The following is a 19,543-nucleotide window of genomic DNA, read 5'->3' as shown; positions in this document are numbered from 1 at the left end:
ATTCTAAGCAAAAAAGAATCTCTCTTATCTTATAGAAATAACTACAAAGAGCTTTAGGCTTATCAGCCTTAGTCCCTCCTTACAGTCAGTCCTAACAACAATAATTAATAGACCTGCTTAGTATCCTTTTCTTTAATACAATATCTCAGCCCTTATAGCAGTTAGGACAGTTGGGCAAAGCCCTTATATCCCTCCTGTTGTATAAGCCCTTATAAATACCTCTAGTCTTTTAAGTCATTGTTAGGGAGCTTTGCTCCAAGCCTTTAGGCTTTATGTTTTGCTCTTGAGACAGTTAAGCAGCTAATCCTTAATTTTTAAAATAAATATCAATAATCTACTTTATTCCTTACCTTTTACTTAGACATAGTAGTGTAGAAAGCTAATAAACTTTTTACAGGTCTTTTGGGAGACAGACCTTAACTGAGAGAGATGGAGGCTAAAAAAATGAGAAAAGTATAAGGGGATGTATTACTATGGCAAAGCAGTTAATGGATATTGAAACAGGAGAAATTATAGAGGTAGCATCATACAGGACTGAGGCTCAGCAAAGAGCATATCAGGAGCATAAGAAAAGGGAGTCACTGATCAGTAAATCAGATGCTCCTTTTTTGTTTACTCAGATGGATGCTATTGAGGGAGGACTTGCTAAATTGAATAATAAAGACTTAGGATACTTTCTAGTAATGCAAACATACATTGATTATAAGAATATGTTAAAGGTATCAGCAGATAGCAAAATGCCTATGACTACATTAGAGCTACAGGATGTATTAAAGATTAAATCTGATAATACTCTGAGAGGACTGCTAAAGAGGTTAAAAGATAAAGGTATTGTCTATCAGGAGAAAGTAGAGCTTTATGGCAAAAGTCATAAGGCTTATTTTATTTCAGATGAATACTGCTTTAGAAAAGGCTCAGGAGGAGCTAATAGTAAGATTAAGACTGATGGAGCTGTAAAGGTCTTTATGGATACTCTACAGGCTGTATATGCTCAAGAAGAAATACAACCTGCTGATATTGGCTTTATGTATAAAACTATTCCTTTCATTCATTATGATAGCAATATGTTAGCTGTTAATCCTTCTGAGAGAGAATACAGCCAAGTAAAGCACCTTACAATTAAAGACCTTGCTGATGCAGTAGGCTTGAGCAGAGAAAAGACAGCTATTAAGTTAGCTAGTATTGTCTGGGATAATAAATTTGTATTTGCAAGGATTAAGACAGGATATGCTAAGGAGTACCAGATCAAAGTTAATCCTTTTGTATTCTACAGAAAAGCAGGAAATCCTAAGACTTTAGGATATGAGTTTTATGTTACTCCTGATAATGTACAGTAAACTTTAAAAGGGAGTCCTGGGATGACTAATAAGGGAGTCCTCCTCTAGCTGTAAAAGGTTAGATGAGTCTCTCTCTGTTTCTAGGTGTTAAGTCATCATGTAAAGCAGTAAAACTCCTTTAGGTGTTAGGCATATGCTAGTAGTTTAAACATCTTTTTTAGCCTTGTCATTAGAGTTAATTCTCTTTTGATGAGGCTCTCTTTTTTTGCCTAAGTATAGGGCATCCAGTTAAGCATAGGGGGGAGGTAGTTATACTTTTTGGTATGACAGTTAGGACAGTTAAGACAGTATAGACAGACAGGAAATTAGATAGATTATTGTAGGAAATATACATATAAAAGAGAGGCTGTATGAGGCAGTTGAGGACAAATATTAGGCTGTAAGGAGACTCTAGGGATACAGGAAATAGAGTAACATTAGAGGACAGTTAGAGGGCTTAAACCCTTGATGTATAAGGCTTTACAGTAGTTTGTAGTAAAAATCTGAGTAACATAGGAGATAGCTTAATAATTCACACCACAGGCAGATCAACTCCCTCCCTCCTGCTATTTTTAAATTATATACATAACAATAGGTAAAGGATAAGCCCTGTATATGCCTCCTCCTCTCAGAATAAATAACAAAAGAGTAAGGTGTTAAGGCTGTAACCCTAAATGTATAAGTATTTGGGGAGTATTCCCTTCCTCATCTTGTAGCAGAATCAGTAACAGCAAGAGGAAATTATAGCCAATGTAGCCCTGCTCCTTACTACTTTCATGATGTTTTAGAAAAATGTAACACAATGTAATTATGTTACCTCCTATATGTTTATATACCAACCTTTCTCTGCTATAATGGTTAATGACAGTTAGAAATGTAACATATTGAGTCTTAACTATTACATAAATACAAGGGGAAACTGCCATATGAATACAGCTCAGCCAATTACTGATCTGAAACTGATAAAGGATGTTATGGAAGTCTATAAGAAAGGTTCTAAGCAGTACCTCCTCTTAGCCTACAGTCTTAATACAGGACTTAGAATCTCTGACATACTGAGGGCTAATGTAAAGGACAGCTTGAAAGGTATCTGGAGAGACAGAGAGGAAAAAACCAATAAGGAAAAGATAATACAGCTAAACCCAAAGCTACAGCTACTGATAAGGGATTATGTAGATGCAGAGGGTTTAACTCAAGTGGACTATCTTTTTTACAGTAACAAGGACAGGTGTAAGCCTATAAGCAGGGTTCAGGCTCACAGAATAGTAGCTCATGCAGGAGATATGGTAGGCATTACACTAAGCTGTCACAGCCTTAGAAAGACTTTTGGTTACATAGCTTACAAGCAGGATGTAGACCTAGCTCTGCTCCAATACATCTTTAATCACAGCTCACAAGCAGTAACATTAAGGTACATTGGAATTACTCAAGATGAGGCAAATAAAGTCACTACAGGTTTATCCATTGGAATATAAATAGATATTGTAAGCTCAGGCAGATGCTGTTAAAGTGTCTGTCTTTTACTTTGTATAATTTTAAGCTTGATATAAGCAGCTTACATTACCTTTAAGACTACTAAACCTGATGTTGTCAGCTTTGGCCCCCTATACACCCCCAAGCACATACCTATGCCCTGTGGAGTACCTTATTTAACAAGTATAACCTAATTTTTTTAACTCAGGAGGAAGTATATGGAGCTGTTAATTATCAGTAACACTAAAGTATCCCTCAGTATTTACACACTTACCTAAAAGGTGAATACCCCTATGGTAAAAATGCCAATTCTTAAAAATATAATTACATCCTATTTTTTATAACTAAAGAGGAATCAGCAGACTCAGCCAGCTCCTGACTGCTACTGGACTGTATGAGCCTTAAAACTACCTACCAGGTTTTACAGAGTTTGCAATCCTTACAATTTCTGATTTAGTTAATTTATTTTCACCCTTATATTCAATTTCTAATTCTATCTCTTGTTTATCTTCTTTCCAGTATAGGTACTGCCTTTGATTTTTATCTTGGTAGTAATATTTTGTTCCCTTAATTTTTGTTTCTTTATCCCACTTAGGGTCATTGTACCAACTTACTTTTTCAGTAGCTGTTACAACAAGTTCAGTTTTTGTTACTGTATAATGATATTCCACAGTTTGACAATTCCTACCACAGGAAGTTGCAGCCATATAACTTTTATTATATTCAAAAGGAATATAACTTGGTTCTGTTTTTATTAGACCTAAAAAATCTGCCCAACTCACTGGCATTTTTAAAATTGGGGTAGTAAAAATAAGAAATAACAATACAAATATTCCACCAGTTAAAAGGTATCTCAGTAATTTTTTCTTAGTAATTTGGTTTTTGTGCCAAGTCTCCATACCTCACCCTATTTTTTTAATGTTAGCAGTGTTTTCTCATATATTTGTACCTTATTGATGTCAAAATTATTGAGATTTATTGTTTGATCTAATTCAACATTTCTTTCTTCTAATTCATCTCCAACCCAACAAGTATAAAACTCACAATATTCTCTATCCTTCATATAACTATCTAATAGCTTACACAATGCTAGAAAGCTAATTTGTGATTCTGTATTACTTTTTAAATATTCTTTTTTATAGTGTTTATTAAACCACATTCCAACAAAATGATTAGTAAAAACTTCATACACATACTTAGTAGTAAAATGTTTCTTTACATTCTCTCTGTTTTCTTCATCTGAAAAACAGTCACCAATTAATATTTTCTCATCACTATCATCAGGACTTAAATGCAATGTAAAATTGCATCCCAGATAATTTACTATGCTCATTCTATATCCTCCTGTTTAGTGACTTGTTATCATTACAATGCCAATTAAAATAGCCACAAGTGATAAAAAGAAAGCCAATCCACTAAGACTGCTTGGACTGAGTATCTCAGATAAACCTACAATAATAAATAATCCCTTTGATGTTTTCTTTTCTTCTTTTTTTAATTCTTTATATCCATTAATAAATATGGATATTGCAGAAATAAGACCAATAAATATAAGAATTACCCCAAGCAAGACCAACATGAAAATTCTGCCTTTCTTTTTTATTAAGCAAATCTTATTGTCCCTATCTGTGCTATTTTACAACAAACATAATGAGGAGAGTAGGCTTTAGCCCCTAATACTGTTATTACAATTAGAAAAGAAAAAAAGAGAGCCTCAGCCCTCTCCTACTGTTATTCTTATTAGTTTTTACCTCTTAGCCAAATAACTGTGAATTTTCCTCAGGAGTCCACTTGCCATCTCTAATCCTGCTCAAGCCCTGATTCAAGGAGCCTCCAATTATATTCTCTAACCATTTTGCACAATCAGTCATAGTATCAAAATCATGTAGATGTATCCCATTTTTATAAAGTGAGTATTTTTTAGTCTCCATCTCTAGATACCAACCTTCCATTGACTACTTCTCAAAGTAGTATCATCCTTCTAACTGCAAAATAAACAAAAAGCAGTAGGACTTTGTCACAAGTTTGGTGTTTTATGCTGTTCAAATCCTGGTTAAAAAAACCTGATGTACTTTACTGTACATAAAAAGGAGTGCTATATAGCCCTCTTACTGTCAATGCCTCTTACCAATGGTCATAATCTGAATGAATAAAGAAATTTAAGTCCACTAAGGTTTCTTTAAAATTTTCAAATTGTTCCTTTGACCATTCCCTGTAGTCCTCAGACCTTATCATCTCAAACATGTCATAAAAATCAATGATTTCATTAGCAAATCTGTTCTCCATATAAGCAATCTCATATTTAAACTTATCATAGTGGTCAGTTTCAAATTCAAATCTTTCCTTGATATAATGACTCCTGAAAGCCTGTATAAACTCATCATAGGTAAAATTCTTAATCATCTCTAAAGGAAAAAACTCTTTATTAACTTCCTCTAAGACCTCATAATTATGTCTAACCTCATTTTTAATAAACCTAACTATTATTGTCATTGTCTTATCATGCTGCTCTCTCTTTTGCTTTTCTTGAGCTTTATTCTGTGCTTTGATCTGCATCACAGTAGCTATAATACTTACAGCTCCCCCAATTACAGCACCAACTAGCCCCCAAAAGGCATCAGCCTTTACAATCTCCATAAACTCCATGTATATCATCCTTCCAAAATATCCCTTGATGCTATAATACAACAAAAAAAGGAAAGCTTATACAGCCTCCCTAAAGTTATCAGTATCTATAGTAGTACTAAACTAGCACCATCATCAGGTACAGTAATTATATCTGCCTACTTGGAATAGGTATCTGTTCTTCCTGATCCTCAGCAAAGCTCAGCATTGTACCTAAAACATCCTGAGCCATTTCTACTGCCTCTTCAAAAGTTCTACCATCTGTAAAGCAATTTTCCAGATCAGGAAAAGTAACAGATAAACTCCATCCTCAGCTTTTTCAATAAGTGAATAAAAACTATATAGAGCCATCTGATTCCCCCCCCTTTAAACTATCTGACCTTAGCTTTTAACCTTGTTCCCTTTGGAAACTGTTTAAAATTCTCTAACCTACCATCATGCTCTAGCTCTTCTTGAAGAGGTTTTCTACTATACCTTCAGCCATCTCAAGTAAAAGCCTACCCATTTTAGCTGTGTTTAGCTTACCTATTACAATCACTTTTACTATCTGACTTGCCAAAGTTTATCTCTAATCATCCCTGCTCCAAATATCCAATCCATGTATCAGAGCTAAAGGTTATAGACATTTCTTTTGTTTTTGCAATACCTTTTTAAGCTGTTCCTGTATATCATCAGGATATCTAGAAATAAGCATCTGTTCTTCCTTAGTTATCATACCATTGTCTTTGTACACTTATTGTTTCCACATTATGATGATAAAACTATTATTATAAGGAGGGGCTGAATTGAAAATTGTATTTATTTGTAATTTTGTTTTTAGTAAAATGGTACAATTTAAGTATATTTGTAAATGGAGGGGATTGGATGAATATCTCATTGAATTCAACATCAAGGGATTCTGCAATGGGAACTGACATTATTTTGAGGGAAAATCACTTAACTAGATTATTATTTAGACCACAAATAGTAAACAATCAAAAAGATATAAATGCACCAGTAAATGGTTGCTTTATTTTTCAAAAGAAGAAAAAAGATGATGATTGGGAAGATTTTAAAGACTTTAACCTTACTTCTCTTAGAGCATATGAGGGAATTAAACTAGAGTTAAAATCAGATGAAATGCTCAAACTAATGACTGAGGCAGATGTTTATTACAAAATACATAAAGAGTATGGCATAATTCCAGGATGGAGCATGTTTACTAAGACTGACAACCAATTGCAAAAGGTTATTGAAATGTTCAAAAAAGACAGCAGTCTATTTGAAACTCTGCTAGATGAAAATAAACAAGAACTAGTCAAGCAAACATTTGAATGGATGGCTAATACTAAAAATTCAGAGGATATAATTTCAAGATTACTAGAAGTTAAGGGAAATGAATTAGACCAACTAAATAACCTGATTGGAATTACAAACATTAGAAAATTATTAAAGGTATGGCATGATAATTCAGACAATAATGATGAAGAGTTTTGGCAAAGGGTATTTAGTGAAAATGCATGGGTGTTAAGCCAAATTTTTGCCAGCCCCATGTTACTATTTGAAGACAAAGCCTATGTTGGTGGTAAGGGAATTGGCAATAAAGGTGGAAAAGTAGTAGATTTCATGTTTCAGAATGATTTATCAAAAGATGTAGCTTTAATTGAGATTAAAACACCAAACACTGATTTACTTTCTGGTAAGTACAGGCAAAATATTTACTCTATACACAGTGATTTAACTGGAGCAATTGTTCAGGTACTAGGATACAAGGAATCATTACAAAGAGAATATACTGCTTTAAGAGGAAGTTCTGATGAGGATTTCAAGGTTTTTAATCCCATGTGTGTAGTAATTGCAGGAAAAATGAATGACTTGGAAGAACAGAAATTGCAGTCATTTGAGTGGTATAGAAAAGAAATGAAGAATGTAACTATCATTACATTTGATGAACTGTTTAAGAAGGTAAAATTATTACTTGATTTATTGTCAGAAAACTAAGGAGAGAGTCAAAATGTTCTCTCCTCTTTCTTTTATTCAAAATCCTGATTATTTAGCAGTCCACTTCTTAGCCTACTGTACTCAATTCATCTTTAGGTAATAAATTATTGCACCAGCTATAACACCACCAATGCTGCCACTTATTAATGGATGCCCTAGTAAAGTAAATAAACTTCTTCTAAATCTGGTTTTATCCTTTAAAAGATACTGGTAACTCTCAGATTTCTTCATCTTTTCAAGAATACCATGAAAATTTCTATGCCATTGTAGAGCTAGAAACTCCTCATCATCATCAGTAAGATTAAATTTGCTATATAAATCTGGTCTACTAGCCTGATTATCTATTATCCCTTTGGTAGCAGGAGTATTCAAGTAATACAACATAACAGAAACAAAAGCTTCACCTACTCTTATCACTATATCCTGATCTGTAGTATTACTTACAGTCACAAGAGAGAGTCCATACCATTGAGGGTCTAAAGTAGTTGAAATATTACTTAACCCTTTAGCTACCATAGAAACTCTAGGATGATATGTACCTCCTATTCTTCTTGATACCCACAGTGCTTCCTGGGTAAATATAGATACAGTGGAGTTAGCTTTAATAGTAATTTTTTTCTTTTTATCATTGACAACAGATTCTTTAGTCTTAATATCCCAAGCATGGGGACTAGCAGTTAGATTAATAGAACTGCCTTTAATATTCTCCACAATTAAAGGGTGAATACTAATGTTTTTAGTTTTAATTATTTCTCTTTTTATATCATTATTACTTAGCAGCATGGACTTACCTCCAAGAGTGAAAAAACATATAGGTTACTTTGAAACCTCAGACAAAAACCAAATTTGTTTCAAAGTGAAATATTAGCATAATATGTAAATATTATCACAAAATAGATTACTATAACAGTTGAACAAGTGTGAAGAAAAAAAGTCACTAAATGTTAGTCTCTTACAGTAACTTATTGGTTTTTACCTGTAGTGGTATCTAAGAATATAATAAACAAAATCCCCCTGCCAAAATAGCAGGAGGAAGATACCTTATAAAAAATCCCTTAAATTATCTGCAACTTCCTCAACATCTAAATCTAGATACTGAGTTGTTACAGCTAAATTTGAATGTCCTAGAGCTTTAGAAATTAATGCAAGGTTAGCTCCTTTGTCTAACAAGCTCTTTGCATAGCCCCTTCTAAGTGCATGGGGATTAATGTTATTTAAGCCATACTTTTTAGCATATTTGTTTAACTGCTTTGAGATAGCATTATTTGTAGACTTTGTATTAAGGGATGTTCCTTTGTAACCAATGAATAAATAAGAGTTTTGTTCACCATAGTATGATCTAATTTTGTTGTTCTGATTGATAAGAACCCTCAACAAATGCAGTAATTCATCATCAAGGGGTAACTTTAAAATTTTATGGTTTTTTAAAATTGTCCCATCCATACAAAGTAATTTATTCTCAAAGTCAATGTGTCTCTCTTGGAGTTGCCCAAGTGTATTGATTCTTACTCCTGTTTTATAAAGAGTAAAAACTGCCACAGCATCTCTTAATCCAATAAAGGTATTTAGGTCTAACAAAGACAATAAAACCATTATATCATCTTTCTTTGCACCTTTTTTAACCTGTTTATCTACTTTAATGTTAATGCCATGCCAAAACTTAGAGCTAAACCATCCATTATTAAAACATCTGCCTAGAATAGCCTTTAGACATTTTAACCTTGTAAGTTTGGTCTGGTTAGACACATTCATAGAACCAAGCCAAAGATAAATGGTATCTGTTGTAATATCCTCAAGGTATTCTACATGTGTAGCCTTCCTAAAATGAGCCATATAAGTGAGATAGTCTGTAATAGTTCTTTCTCTATAACCACTAACTTTCATCTGCTGTATAATGATTTCCATTATACTGTCTAAGTCTCTGCCATCTTTCTCATTGGCTGATGCTGTTGTAGATGATGATGTATCTAAGAGCTTTTCCTGTATACCAACTTTGGCTGATCCTTGTTTAAAAAGGGAAATGTCTGCCTTAACTTCAAAAATACTATTCTTCTTTGTCATACTTTCTCCTCCAATAATGTTAGGTAAAGGAGGTAGCAGAACAATGTAGGGATAAAAAAAGGGATACTCCCACAGTGTTATAATCTGTGTTAGCATCCCTTATCTGTCCAAAACCTTGTCATATCAAGGGTTAGACTGTATAAAAGTTAACGTTCCAGGAGAGATTCGAACTCACGACCTACAGCTTAGGAGGCTGTCGCTCTATCCTGCTGAGCTACTGGAACAATTTTTCATTAGAATCTTATTATATTAGAATACTCTGGAATGGTCAACAAAGTTGATTGAATAAAATTTAATAAAACTTCTTCAGTCACCGCCAAAGGAATTATATTGTGAATGACGATTTATGATTTCCTCCTGCTGAACTTGGAATTCCGTTTTTTCTGGTGCCTTTGTTTTATATTTGCGCTCCATCCAGTAACCAGTTCCCCCGATAATGATCACGGCAGACCAGAAACAATAACCCAGGATTGTCATTGACTCTCCCCCTTTTTATATCTTATGCAGATTCTATCGAAGCTTCCCTCCTATTTCGCCAGATAAAGGCAAAACTCCTTCATCGATTATAGGAAACGGGACCGGCTGCTACATATGTTGTTTTATAGGGTACAGAAAGGAAAAAGGAATCCAAACACATTTAAGGAGGGTCCACCATGAAAGAACAAGAAAAGCAGAAAAAGTCCTTAATGGAAGCAGAAAGAAAGTACCAGGATTATGGCAATAATGCTCAGGCTCCTTCGGGAGATGCCGGGAGAGTACCCGATGAGCAGCACAGAATGAAAGATCAGGAAAACTTAAGGAAATAGGAATGTAAAAGAGCTGGCCCATTGAGCCAGCTCTTTTCCTATCACTAATGAGTGTGCCCCTCCTGCTTGAAACTCGGGAAAAACGTCTGTCCCTGCAGACTGGTGATTTCTACTCGGGAAATGTGGACAGTCCACGCAGCTGGGCCAGGTATCGGCTTCTAATGATGAGGAAATACAGAGTGTGTACGCCAAAGAAGCAGCCGATGACGAGCATGGATGGGCCGAGTATGGATGCCTGGAAGAATTCCTGCAGGGCCGTGTAGGCTACGGATGTGTGGATGGCAGCGACGACGAATGGGACAAAGAATAGTAATCCAATCTGGAAGCTGCTGACTTTTTTGATTTCCTTGTCTGTCAGGCCAATTTTTGAAACGGCATCGTAAAATTTCCTGTCTCCTTCTAAATCGGAAAACAGCCGGAAATAAAGGAAGCTTACAGAGGACAGGTAAAATACCACTCCGATAAATAACCCTACAAACAGCATGATGTTGTACATCTGTTTAACCATATGAAAAACTTCAGCCCGGGATATTAGTTCAACTTTTCCCTTTTTATTGTATTTTTCTTCATTAATGGAGTCCGTTTGTTCCCAGTCTTTTACGATATAGCCAGTAATAGAATTTGTTTGATTGGTTGTCAAACGGGAGTAATCCGAGTCTGGTATAACATAATTCGAATAAGAGGCTGAAACATTTTGTGTGTAAACACTTTTATCTATAGGCTTTTTCAAGGTAAAAGTTTGGCCGTTTTCTATAGAAATGCTTTTAGGCAGCTTTTTATCCAGTGTGGCTTCGTATGATGATTGGATCCAGGCCGACTCCCCTTTCTTCAAGCTTACCGTCTTATAGCCAACGGCTTTGGCCGCCTTGTTGTAGATACTCTCTTTTATAAATCCTGCCTGTTTTTTGGAGGCTCCTGTTACAGGTAAGATCTTTGTTTCAGTTTCCACTTTATTATAAGTAACGTTTTCCTTATCTAGATCACTCTCGAACTTTTGCTTTTGATCACTGCCCTCGTATTCCGTTAACTGAAAAGCAAATGGAAATGCATTAAGAACTTCGATTTTTTTTGTTCCAGTAAAGGAAACGACTGTTCCCACTGCACAAAACGCTACAGTTGTTACAATGGTAACTCCAAAAAACATTCTCGCGTTGTCTTTCATCCGATACACCAGTGAAGATAGAGTGATCATATTTGTTCTTTTATAATAAAAAGAGGTGTTTTTCTTCAGCATTTTTAACAGATACACACTTAATTGAGAAAATAAAAAATAGGTTCCGACAATGACTATAAAAGCAACCGGCAGCATGAAAATAGCAACCGTACGCATAGTTGCGATAGCAGCCATATAGTAGCCCGCCCCAATAGTCATCGCAGACAATATTGACAGCTTCAAAGAAGCCTTAGGTTCGGGTTTTGGCTTTTGACTTCCTTTTAACAGCCCGATGACTTCACTGCTTTTTACAAAGAGCACAGTCATAAAAGAGACAATTACAAACATAATCATAAACGCCGCTATGGTAAGAATCATGGCAGTCCAGGGTATATACATGGAAAGGCTTTTGAGCCCCATTGCATAACCGGACAGCATGAAGAACAATTTACCGAATATCAGCCCTACGCCTATTCCGACTAATATGGAGAACAGCCCGATCAGCACATTTTCCGTGAAAATCAGGGAATTTAATTGTCTTTTACTCATGCCGTGGATCATTAAAACCCCAAACTCTTTATTCCTCATTTTTAAAAATGTGCTGATCGAATAAAAAATAAAGAAAAAAGAGAAAAAGAAAATGATATATTCAGCCACAAGCATACCGCTTTTTGCTGTCTGGACCATATATCCTTTTTCGACATCCGGATGAAAGATAAACATTGCGAAGGAAAAGAAAATCATCACAGAAAAGCTGCTCGAGAGCATATAGGCCGCATAAGATCTAGCATTTCGTTTTATGTTGTTAAGGGCGAATTGCAGAAAAGTCATGTGTACTTCCCCCTAACATGGACAAAACGTTGATAATTTCCTGATAAAAAGCAGAACGATTGTCGCCTTTGTATATTTGGTTATAAAGCTCTCCATCTGTTATAAAAATGACTCTGTCACAGTAGCTTGCCGCAAACGGATCATGAGTTACCATCATGATGGTTGCCTGCTTTTCATGATTGATTTTCTGGAGAGTCTCCATGACGGTCTGAGAAGATTTCGAGTCTAAATTCCCTGTCGGTTCGTCAGCCAATACAATGGAAGGAGAATGAATGATGGCTCTCCCTATAGCTGCACGCTGTGCCTGGCCGCCTGAAACCTCATAGGTACGTTTTTCGAGGATGTCTGTAATACCAAGAATTTGAGCGATTTCCCTCTGCTTATGCTTCATTACATTTACTGGAATGCCTTCAAGTGTAAGGGGAAGCAGCATGTTTTCGCCTATTGTCAGGGTGTCGAGCAGGTTGAAATTTTGAAAAACAAACCCTAACTCTGTTCGGCGAAATTTAGCAAGCTCCCGCTTTTTTAACTCATGCGGCTGTGACCCATTAATGTATATTTCGCCTGAAGTCATCCTGTCTATTGTGGCAATCACATTTAGAAGAGTTGTTTTTCCGCTTCCCGATGGGCCCATAACCCCTACGAATTCCCCTTTTTCAACCTTGATATCGATACCTTTTAGAGCTTTTGTTTCCATTGCACCTTTTGAATTGCAATAAATTTTACTAACATTATTAGCTTCAAGCATGAACATATAAAATAACTCCTTCCTTTTTCCTTGTACCTTTATCTTAAGAAAATATGGAAAGAGAAGGTATCGATTTTCCTTACAAAGCAAAGTAATTATCTTACAATTTTGTCACTTTATAAATCAAAATACGAATGCTCATTAGAAAATAGAATAGTAACAGCTGTCCCCTGCCCTTCTGTGCTGGAAATTTGTACACCATGCCCCAGCTTGTCACATATTTGCTTAGTAAGGAACAGGCCCATCCCTGTTGCTTCATGTGTGACCCGTCCATTTTCACCTGTAAAAAAAGGCTCGAATACTCTTTTTATGTCTTTTCTGGGTATTCCGATTCCATTGTCCTTTATCGATAAAATGGTTTGATGATTTTCTATTTTAATTAAAAATAAAATCTGTTTTTTATCGCTATCTTTGAGCTTCGTATACTTAATTGAGTTATTTAACAGCTGATGAATAATAAACTCAAGCCATTTTTTATCACTCTGAACTAAGGCATTTTCAGCCCTGTTTTCAAAGACTGGGTAGATAGAATGCCGGATAAATACCTTTTTATTTACGTTGATCAGATTTCTGACTAACGTTTCCAGCTCGAGATATTCAACCTTATAATCCTTCTCAAATTCATTATATCTGGCCACATGAAGTACTAAATCTAAGCCCTGCAGGATCCGCTCATTCTCCTGACTTATACTCTCCAGAATTTCAGCAGCTTCCATTTCTTTTTTCCTTTCTTTTTCTAAAAGCAGTGATATAACAAAAGCAGGAGTTTTCATTTGATGAATCCATACATTCATAAAGTGCAAATATTCCTGCTGCTTTTTTTCGTTCTTCATTAAGGATGTGAGATATGTACTTTGTAATTTTTTCAGAATCCGGACAAATTCTTTTTGCTCGCGGGTACCCCCATAATCCAAGGCCGCAGTTTTTCCTGGCTGTCCTGAATCATTCAAGAACTGGTTAGCTTTATTGAAGAATTTTTTCTTTAAGGTATAGTCGATCAGGATGAACACAGAAAAGATAAATAAGCTTAAGAAAAGGATGTATAGAATATTTACTGTACCGAGGGAATGCTTCCTTTCAAAGAAATCAAGCTGAACGATGAGCAGAACCAGCAGAACCTGAAACCAATAGACGCAAATGTAAACCAATTGGTCTAACATGTAATTCTTCCAGCCCATTATTCTCTCCATTCCGGTGAAAAGGAATAACCTATGCCCCGTTTTGTTTGTATCGCATCTTTTATTCCCATTTCTTGGAGCCTGCTTCTTACTCGCTTTACATTTACGGTAAGAGTGTTATCGTCTACAAATGCCTGATTGTCCCAAAGCGCTTCTAAAAGGTCTTCTCTAGCAACCGTTTCATTCATTCTTTTTACCAGTGATTCCAAAAGAATATATTCATTTCTAGACAGCTGCACACTGTACTCGTTCCGTTCTGCTTTATGCTGAGAGGGGTATAAGTATAGATCATTTATCTGGATAACCTCTTGTTCATTAGACATCGAGTATTCACCATATGCCCGCCGCAGCGTTCCCTTTATCTTGGCCATCACCACATCTAAATGAAAAGGTTTTGTTATATAATCGTCTCCGCCGTTTTCAATAGCCATCACCTGGTCCATCTCTCCAACCCTGGCTGATATAAAAATGATCGGTATATTCGAAAACATCCGTATTTGCCTGCACCAGTAATAACCATCAAAATATGGCAGGTTCACATCTAGCAGAACTAAGTGCGGGCTGCTTAGCATAAATTCCTTTTTTATATCCTTAAAATTCGAAGGCAGAACAGGTGTATACCCGTACTTTTCAAGATGTGAGGATAATATGGAGGAAATCTTGCTGTCATCCTCCACTATCATAATCTTATACATAACATCAGCTCCAAATCATCCATCCTCTTAAAATAATAATATTGAATAATTATACTCTATCATAAGACTGGGAAATAAAGACAGCTCTCTTTAAAGAGAGCATCCCTTAAGACAAAGAGTACGGCAAATAGGGACAGTCCCCATAAAGGGGGTGTCCCTGACTATTATTTTATGATAGTGGTATTCTGTTTTAAGTATGCCCAGAGCTGGGGAGCTTGCAGGCTTAGCTGCCAGAGTGTGGTGCCTCGCAAGCCATATAAGTCTATTTGGTTGATTTTTTGGATGTAGCTTCGGATGTCTTCAAACCAGACAACGTGTTCTGCAGCCTCTGCCAGGTAGCGGTAAAAGGGGGATTGGGCAGCGGTGTTGAATTGGATTGGAACTCCAAGTGTAATAGCCTGATTTTGGGCATTGAGTACAGAGAGTGCCCTGGTTGCATTAGTGCCAGCATCTTTGTCATATCCATATAAAGCCATGGCTATTAGCAGCTTTCGCGGGTTAATTTGAGTTATGCTATATCGGATTACCTGTGCCAGCCACCATACTGGCGATATAGGATCCGGAGGCCCCCCGGGATATCCATAATCAATCGTCATGACTGCCGTTAGATCAGCAATACTGCCAATGGTTCTATAATCGTACGCACCTATTATACGGTTAGTAGGAATATCTTCCGTTTTGGCATGTACGTTTACCTGCAGGATGAGGGTCCCTAATTCTACTTTAAGATCTCTTAGGAAGAGATTAAAATCATTTCGTCTTGCCGGTGGGATAAATTCTATGTCTATACTTACTCCTCCATACCCCCGCTGCCTGGCTAATGTTGACAGGCTTGCGATCAGATTACGGCGGTAAGCCGGGTTTCCAAGAACCGTTCCGGCAAGTTCAGCATCAAAGTTACCATTACGATAGTTCCTAACCATTAATAGAGGAATAATGCCAAGCTGCCTGCTCCTAGCGGTTATTCCTGTATCATTTAATTCCACATAAGCATATCCCTCTTCAGTAAATGCAAAGGCAGCTATTGCTAAATAAGTCAGCTGCTGGCTAATAGCAGGCAGCCCAGCAAGAAAAGCCTCGCGATTATATGGCACAATAAAGCCGAGAGTCTCTAGACTAAGTTTAATTGGGGAAGGAATGACCAATGTCTGCCCAATTACTAATCGAGCTGGAGTTACAGAAGGATTACGAGCTAAGATTGCCTGGACAGTGGTATTAAATCTTGAAGCAATTTGAGCCAGGTTATCACCTGCTTTTACCCGGTAAACTCGTATGGGCTCGTCATTTACGGGTATGTATAAGGCTAAGCCAGGGGTTAATTTCGCGGACTGGAGTCCATTGCTTTCTGTAATTGTGGAAATTGATACCCCATATTGCTGTGATATTGCCCATAGATTGTCACCTGTTCGTACTGTGTGAACAGCCATATAAACCACACCTTTTTATATTCTTATAACATCATATTTAATTAAATCATTAATATACTTTAGGGTTTCGATACTATGTACATTTCCATAAAAAAAACTCCGCCTTATAGCGGAGGAAATGGATAGGTTTGGGTCATATGGCGGTCAATGGCTTTCTTTTAAGCAAGGCAGCAGGGACTAACTCTTATGTAATACCTCTATAAAATGGGAAAGAATCCTTGCAGTCAGCCCCCAAATTACTTTATCTTCATATAAATAAAAGTATTCTTCCAGCTGCCGGGGCCGCCACTGGTAATTTTCACCGCCCACCAATAAATCGATTGGAAAATCATCTTCTGGCTCTGCCTTAAAGTTAACATTATATATTTTTGGAGGCGAATTCAAAAAAAAGGTAAGCGGAACTGTAAAGGTCTCCCCTACCTCTGCTGGATTAACTTTAATATCTTCTGGCCTTTCAATCCAGCCTACAAAAGGATAAACGATCATACCATATGGAGAAATTAGATAATCAATCGGATAAACGTTATCAATATTTTCTTTAGGAATACCTAATTCTTCAACAGTTTCCCTAATAGCAGCACCTTTTTCATCACTGTCATTAGAGTCAATTCTGCCGCCTGGAAAGCATATTTCTCCCGGCTGCCTTCTCATCTCTAGAGAGCGCACTTCAAAAAGCACGTGAATCTCACCTTCTTTTTTCATTAAAGGAAGCAGGACGGCATACTTTGAAAACCTCTCACTCCCCAGTATTGTAGGTGTATGCTCTTTAAGCTTATCGAAAATGTTCTCCAGTTCCATACAAATCACCTCATCACAAAGCAAGCTTTGTTATCTATGTTATTTACAATAATGGATTTTACTTCTGGTATCAATTCAATCTACTTATGTTTTAACCTTTATTGGATGAGAAAAAACCAATGAACCGAGCTTTAGCCAGATTTGGGTCTATAATTAACCAGCTGTCTCTGGAACCGGAAGTTTACATTCGTTTTAAAATCCAGATGGCCGAAAACGAACTAAGAAAGTAATTCCACAAAAACAGGATTTGGTGTAAGTCAATAACATATTCTCAGGTATCTGGAGTATCCCCATAAATTTGAATTTACCCATCCAAATTTGAATTCCCCCCTTAAATTCTATTTACCCCTCCAAAATCCTGATTTACCCCATTAATTTTGTTTTATCCCTCGTATAGGCAGTGTCACCCTTCTCCATTTTTTGTCATCTCGATTCCTGCATACTAGAGAGTAAGTAAGGCAAGCTAAACATGCAACTGTAAACTATAAGGAGTGAAAATCATGAAAAAAGTTTGGGTTATATTCTCTTTTCTTGTTGTTCTTGCGGGATTATCTGCCTGTGGAAACAATGGCAACGATAATGGTGTCAATAACCGTGGGAATAATGAAGCAACAAGAATTAGAAATGATGTTGGTAATGGCAACAAAAATCTTAGAAATGAAAACCGCATTGAGAAACAGGTTGAAGAACTTCGTTCAGTCGACCAGGCTCATGTAATTGTTACAGGTAATAAAGCTTATGTTGCTGTTAGAAATCAAGACGACAATAACGGAAACAACAACGGAAATGATGGTATGATGGGTAACAGAAACGGTGAAAATGGCAACAATATCGGCAACAGAAACGGTGGTACAACAGGAAATACAGATGTTGGCATCGGCAATGACATTGCTACTGACGATGATAATGGAATGGGTCAGTACGGAGGATTCGGTGATGGAAACAGACTTGGTGACGACGTTGGAATAAATAATGACGACAGAAACATGACTGACAACAATAACAATAATGGTAATAACGGAGACAAAAACTACAGTAAAGTTTCCACAAAGCGCGAACAGCAAATCGCTGACAAAGTACGTGAAACAGATAAAAGTATCCATAAAGTATATGTTTCTTTTGACAACGAAGTTTATGGCCGCTTTGGCGATTTCGATAATGATATGAGAAACGGAAACAATGACGGGTTATTTGATAACTTTAACAACTATGTACGCGGGATTTTTAACGGAAGATAAAAACGGGCCTGCCAGTTTTGACTGGCGGCTCTTTTTACATTTCATACCCTTTGTTTAGCCTTGCGTAAAAGGCTGCACAGCCTGACGCTTGTTAAGGAGGACCTGCAAGATGGATATTTATTAAGGAGAATACAACGGGTAGTGCCTTTATTGTATATTATTGAAATTCAAGTTCCCTATATCTTTTTTTCCTGCAATCCAAGCCTGGGCATTCGACAGTGTCACTGCCTTCCAGCTGCATAGCTGTGATTCAAGTAGAATCCTATATGAGCCAGCGCTTCCTGAGGATTATTCTTAATTGTGATATGACTGAGTTCTCCATTAATCTTGGCAGCTTTAACAGCGAGATCTGGTCTAATTCCTGTAAGCACTGGAGTTACCCCTATCAGCTTAAGCATTTTTACGATGTTTAGTAAATGATGACCCACTGTATCATTTATCTGGACAATGCCTGATAAGTCGATTATCAAATATTGCAGTGACAACTCGGTACTGCTCGCCAAAGTGTTTTTAATAATGATTTCTGCTCTTTCTTCATTTATGTCTCCGATGATTGGAAGGATGGCAACGCCTTCTGCAATTAATACAATCGGAACAGAAAGTTCATTAATTTGTTGGTTAGCTTTATCAAGTTCAAGTACATAAGTTAAAACAGAAGCCATGTTTTCAAATAACTCTATATGATCATTTGTGAATTCAAATGGTCTTTGATCAAGGCCGCAAATCGTCCCGTAATTTTCCCCATTTTCATAATAAATTGGAATAGCAATAAAGCTGCCGCCTCCTAAATTCTGAGTGACAGTAAGACTTTTAGCCAGTGGACTCTTGTTCAAATCCTCTATAATCAGAATTGTACTGCCCTTATCCACACTCAATTTGCAAAGTGTCTCTTCAAAAGGCCATTGTACCCCTCTTTCCAATAACGGTATATCCCTATTTATAACATTTGAAATCTGGTTTGTAAGCTTATCATTCTTTGCAACAAACAATGTATTTATATGAATTAATTTACTCATAAATTGAAGAATATTTTCAGCTGCTTCATCAAAGTTACGGAAAGACTTAATGCGGGGCTGTGATGTTACTGATCCTGCTGTCATTCATAATCAAACCTTTCCGTTTACGAAATATTTACAACTTATTTTCTATACCCTATCCACAGCACTATAAACATATATTTCATATTTCTTGAAGATAAATGCAATACCTTTTCA

20 protein-coding genes and 1 tRNA gene are annotated in these 19,543 nt (G+C 36.5%); 5 read left to right on the top strand and 16 right to left on the bottom strand.

The features are described 5' to 3' along the window. Positions 1-488 precede the first annotated feature (488 nt). Both JOC77_RS02630 and JOC77_RS02625 read left to right on the top strand, forming a co-directional pair. Positions 489-1,337 (top strand): hypothetical protein, encoded by an 849-nt coding sequence (locus JOC77_RS02630; RefSeq protein ID WP_204538162.1) that lies wholly within the window; start codon positions 489-491, stop codon positions 1,335-1,337. A 905-nt stretch (positions 1,338-2,242) separates the two neighbouring features. Continuing rightward, positions 2,243-2,791, top strand: coding sequence for a tyrosine-type recombinase/integrase (locus JOC77_RS02625; protein WP_204538160.1), 549 nt, complete (start codon positions 2,243-2,245; stop codon positions 2,789-2,791). A 405-nt stretch (positions 2,792-3,196) separates the two neighbouring features. On the opposite strand, the gene JOC77_RS02620 is transcribed toward JOC77_RS02625, so the two are convergent. The 5 genes from JOC77_RS02620 to JOC77_RS21135 form a co-directional block, all read right to left on the bottom strand. Further along, positions 3,197-3,688 carry a hypothetical protein gene (locus JOC77_RS02620; RefSeq protein WP_204538158.1) on the bottom strand — a complete coding sequence of 164 codons (492 nt, stop codon included), beginning with the start codon at positions 3,686-3,688 and terminating at the stop codon, positions 3,197-3,199. A gap of 8 nt (positions 3,689-3,696) precedes the next feature. Then, on the bottom strand, positions 3,697-4,122 hold the full coding sequence (locus JOC77_RS02615; protein ID WP_204538156.1) for a hypothetical protein: 426 nt from the start codon (positions 4,120-4,122) through the stop codon (positions 3,697-3,699). Positions 4,123-4,137: 15 nt separating this feature from the next. Beyond that, on the bottom strand, positions 4,138-4,368 hold the full coding sequence (locus tag JOC77_RS02610) for a hypothetical protein (RefSeq protein ID WP_204538154.1): 231 nt from the start codon (positions 4,366-4,368) through the stop codon (positions 4,138-4,140). A gap of 545 nt (positions 4,369-4,913) precedes the next feature. Continuing rightward, on the bottom strand, positions 4,914-5,435 hold the full coding sequence (locus JOC77_RS02605; RefSeq protein WP_204538152.1) for a hypothetical protein: 522 nt from the start codon (positions 5,433-5,435) through the stop codon (positions 4,914-4,916). Positions 5,436-5,562: 127 nt separating this feature from the next. Next, entirely contained in the window at positions 5,563-5,694 is a 132-nt protein-coding gene (locus JOC77_RS21135; protein WP_239558587.1) for a type II toxin-antitoxin system HicB family antitoxin, read from the bottom strand. A 584-nt stretch (positions 5,695-6,278) separates the two neighbouring features. Between JOC77_RS21135 and JOC77_RS02595 the strand changes: the two genes are divergently transcribed. Beyond that, positions 6,279-7,394, top strand: a complete 1,116-nt coding sequence (locus JOC77_RS02595) for a Shedu immune nuclease family protein (protein ID WP_204538150.1) — start codon at positions 6,279-6,281, stop codon at positions 7,392-7,394. A gap of 81 nt (positions 7,395-7,475) precedes the next feature. On the opposite strand, the gene JOC77_RS02590 is transcribed toward JOC77_RS02595, so the two are convergent. The 4 genes from JOC77_RS02590 to JOC77_RS02575 all read right to left on the bottom strand — a co-directional run bounded on the left by JOC77_RS02590 (position 7,476) and on the right by JOC77_RS02575 (position 9,932). Then, on the bottom strand, positions 7,476-8,177 hold the full coding sequence (locus JOC77_RS02590) for a dCTP deaminase domain-containing protein (protein ID WP_204538148.1): 702 nt from the start codon (positions 8,175-8,177) through the stop codon (positions 7,476-7,478). Positions 8,178-8,435: 258 nt separating this feature from the next. Continuing rightward, entirely contained in the window at positions 8,436-9,455 is a 1,020-nt protein-coding gene (locus JOC77_RS02585; RefSeq protein ID WP_204538146.1) for a tyrosine-type recombinase/integrase, read from the bottom strand. Between the two features lie 150 nt (positions 9,456-9,605). Then, a tRNA-Arg gene (locus JOC77_RS02580) sits at positions 9,606-9,679 on the bottom strand. Between the two features lie 82 nt (positions 9,680-9,761). Next, on the bottom strand, positions 9,762-9,932 hold the full coding sequence (locus JOC77_RS02575; protein ID WP_204538144.1) for a hypothetical protein: 171 nt from the start codon (positions 9,930-9,932) through the stop codon (positions 9,762-9,764). 176 nt (positions 9,933-10,108) lie between these two features. Between JOC77_RS02575 and JOC77_RS02570 the strand changes: the two genes are divergently transcribed. Next, on the top strand, positions 10,109-10,261 hold the full coding sequence (locus JOC77_RS02570) for a hypothetical protein (protein ID WP_204538142.1): 153 nt from the start codon (positions 10,109-10,111) through the stop codon (positions 10,259-10,261). 109 nt (positions 10,262-10,370) lie between these two features. On the opposite strand, the gene JOC77_RS02565 is transcribed toward JOC77_RS02570, so the two are convergent. From JOC77_RS02565 to JOC77_RS02540, 6 genes are all read right to left on the bottom strand, one after another. Then, a complete protein-coding gene (locus tag JOC77_RS02565; RefSeq protein ID WP_204538141.1) occupies positions 10,371-12,245 on the bottom strand; it encodes an ABC transporter permease in 1,875 nt (624 codons plus the stop codon). Further along, positions 12,220-12,999 carry an ABC transporter ATP-binding protein gene (locus JOC77_RS02560; RefSeq protein ID WP_204538138.1) on the bottom strand — a complete coding sequence of 260 codons (780 nt, stop codon included), beginning with the start codon at positions 12,997-12,999 and terminating at the stop codon, positions 12,220-12,222. Before JOC77_RS02560 ends, JOC77_RS02565 begins: the two co-directional genes overlap by 26 nt. Positions 13,000-13,109: 110 nt before the next feature. Then, positions 13,110-14,171, bottom strand: coding sequence for a sensor histidine kinase (locus JOC77_RS02555; RefSeq protein ID WP_204538136.1), 1,062 nt, complete (start codon positions 14,169-14,171; stop codon positions 13,110-13,112). Next, positions 14,171-14,866 carry a response regulator transcription factor gene (locus JOC77_RS02550; protein WP_204538134.1) on the bottom strand — a complete coding sequence of 232 codons (696 nt, stop codon included), beginning with the start codon at positions 14,864-14,866 and terminating at the stop codon, positions 14,171-14,173. Before JOC77_RS02550 ends, JOC77_RS02555 begins: the two co-directional genes overlap by 1 nt. Before the next feature lie 164 nt (positions 14,867-15,030). Beyond that, positions 15,031-16,293, bottom strand: coding sequence for a LysM peptidoglycan-binding domain-containing protein (locus JOC77_RS02545; protein WP_204538131.1), 1,263 nt, complete (start codon positions 16,291-16,293; stop codon positions 15,031-15,033). Between the two features lie 177 nt (positions 16,294-16,470). Beyond that, positions 16,471-17,091 carry an NUDIX hydrolase gene (locus JOC77_RS02540; protein WP_204538128.1) on the bottom strand — a complete coding sequence of 207 codons (621 nt, stop codon included), beginning with the start codon at positions 17,089-17,091 and terminating at the stop codon, positions 16,471-16,473. Between the two features lie 500 nt (positions 17,092-17,591). Here JOC77_RS02540 and JOC77_RS02535 point away from each other — a divergent pair, with 500 nt between their 5' ends. Further along, positions 17,592-18,329, top strand: coding sequence for a YhcN/YlaJ family sporulation lipoprotein (locus JOC77_RS02535; protein ID WP_204538125.1), 738 nt, complete (start codon positions 17,592-17,594; stop codon positions 18,327-18,329). Positions 18,330-18,550: 221 nt separating this feature from the next. Here the strand turns inward: JOC77_RS02535 and JOC77_RS02530 are convergent, their stop codons facing one another. Continuing rightward, complete coding sequence (locus JOC77_RS02530; RefSeq protein ID WP_204538122.1) at positions 18,551-19,429, bottom strand: STAS domain-containing protein; 879 nt, start codon at positions 19,427-19,429, stop codon at positions 18,551-18,553. Positions 19,430-19,543: the final 114 nt, after the last annotated feature.

The sequence above is a fragment of the Peribacillus deserti genome (genome assembly GCF_016909175.1).
In the GTDB taxonomy this organism is placed as follows: domain Bacteria; phylum Bacillota; class Bacilli; order Bacillales; family DSM-1321; genus Paraperibacillus; species Paraperibacillus deserti.
This window is presented reverse-complemented; position numbering and strand designations above follow the sequence as displayed.

What these genes read in the sequence shown, in the direction of transcription:
- JOC77_RS02630 (WP_204538162.1), top strand. Translation starts at nt 489, where the DNA reads ATGGATATTGAAACAGGAGAAATTATAGAGGTAGCATCATACAGGACT.
- JOC77_RS02625 (WP_204538160.1), top strand. Translation starts at nt 2,243, where the DNA reads ATGAATACAGCTCAGCCAATTACTGATCTGAAACTGATAAAGGATGTT.
- JOC77_RS02620 (WP_204538158.1), bottom strand. Translation starts at nt 3,688, where the DNA reads ATGGAGACTTGGCACAAAAACCAAATTACTAAGAAAAAATTACTGAGA.
- JOC77_RS02615 (WP_204538156.1), bottom strand. Translation starts at nt 4,122, where the DNA reads ATGAGCATAGTAAATTATCTGGGATGCAATTTTACATTGCATTTAAGT.
- JOC77_RS02610 (WP_204538154.1), bottom strand. Translation starts at nt 4,368, where the DNA reads ATGTTGGTCTTGCTTGGGGTAATTCTTATATTTATTGGTCTTATTTCT.
- JOC77_RS02605 (WP_204538152.1), bottom strand. Translation starts at nt 5,435, where the DNA reads ATGGAGTTTATGGAGATTGTAAAGGCTGATGCCTTTTGGGGGCTAGTT.
- JOC77_RS02595 (WP_204538150.1), top strand. Translation starts at nt 6,279, where the DNA reads ATGAATATCTCATTGAATTCAACATCAAGGGATTCTGCAATGGGAACT.
- JOC77_RS02590 (WP_204538148.1), bottom strand. Translation starts at nt 8,177, where the DNA reads ATGCTGCTAAGTAATAATGATATAAAAAGAGAAATAATTAAAACTAAA.
- JOC77_RS02585 (WP_204538146.1), bottom strand. Translation starts at nt 9,455, where the DNA reads ATGACAAAGAAGAATAGTATTTTTGAAGTTAAGGCAGACATTTCCCTT.
- JOC77_RS02575 (WP_204538144.1), bottom strand. Translation starts at nt 9,932, where the DNA reads ATGACAATCCTGGGTTATTGTTTCTGGTCTGCCGTGATCATTATCGGG.
- JOC77_RS02570 (WP_204538142.1), top strand. Translation starts at nt 10,109, where the DNA reads ATGAAAGAACAAGAAAAGCAGAAAAAGTCCTTAATGGAAGCAGAAAGA.
- JOC77_RS02565 (WP_204538141.1), bottom strand. Translation starts at nt 12,245, where the DNA reads ATGACTTTTCTGCAATTCGCCCTTAACAACATAAAACGAAATGCTAGA.
- JOC77_RS02560 (WP_204538138.1), bottom strand. Translation starts at nt 12,999, where the DNA reads ATGTTCATGCTTGAAGCTAATAATGTTAGTAAAATTTATTGCAATTCA.
- JOC77_RS02555 (WP_204538136.1), bottom strand. Translation starts at nt 14,171, where the DNA reads ATGGGCTGGAAGAATTACATGTTAGACCAATTGGTTTACATTTGCGTC.
- JOC77_RS02550 (WP_204538134.1), bottom strand. Translation starts at nt 14,866, where the DNA reads ATGTATAAGATTATGATAGTGGAGGATGACAGCAAGATTTCCTCCATA.
- JOC77_RS02545 (WP_204538131.1), bottom strand. Translation starts at nt 16,293, where the DNA reads ATGGCTGTTCACACAGTACGAACAGGTGACAATCTATGGGCAATATCA.
- JOC77_RS02540 (WP_204538128.1), bottom strand. Translation starts at nt 17,091, where the DNA reads ATGGAACTGGAGAACATTTTCGATAAGCTTAAAGAGCATACACCTACA.
- JOC77_RS02535 (WP_204538125.1), top strand. Translation starts at nt 17,592, where the DNA reads ATGAAAAAAGTTTGGGTTATATTCTCTTTTCTTGTTGTTCTTGCGGGA.
- JOC77_RS02530 (WP_204538122.1), bottom strand. Translation starts at nt 19,429, where the DNA reads ATGACAGCAGGATCAGTAACATCACAGCCCCGCATTAAGTCTTTCCGT.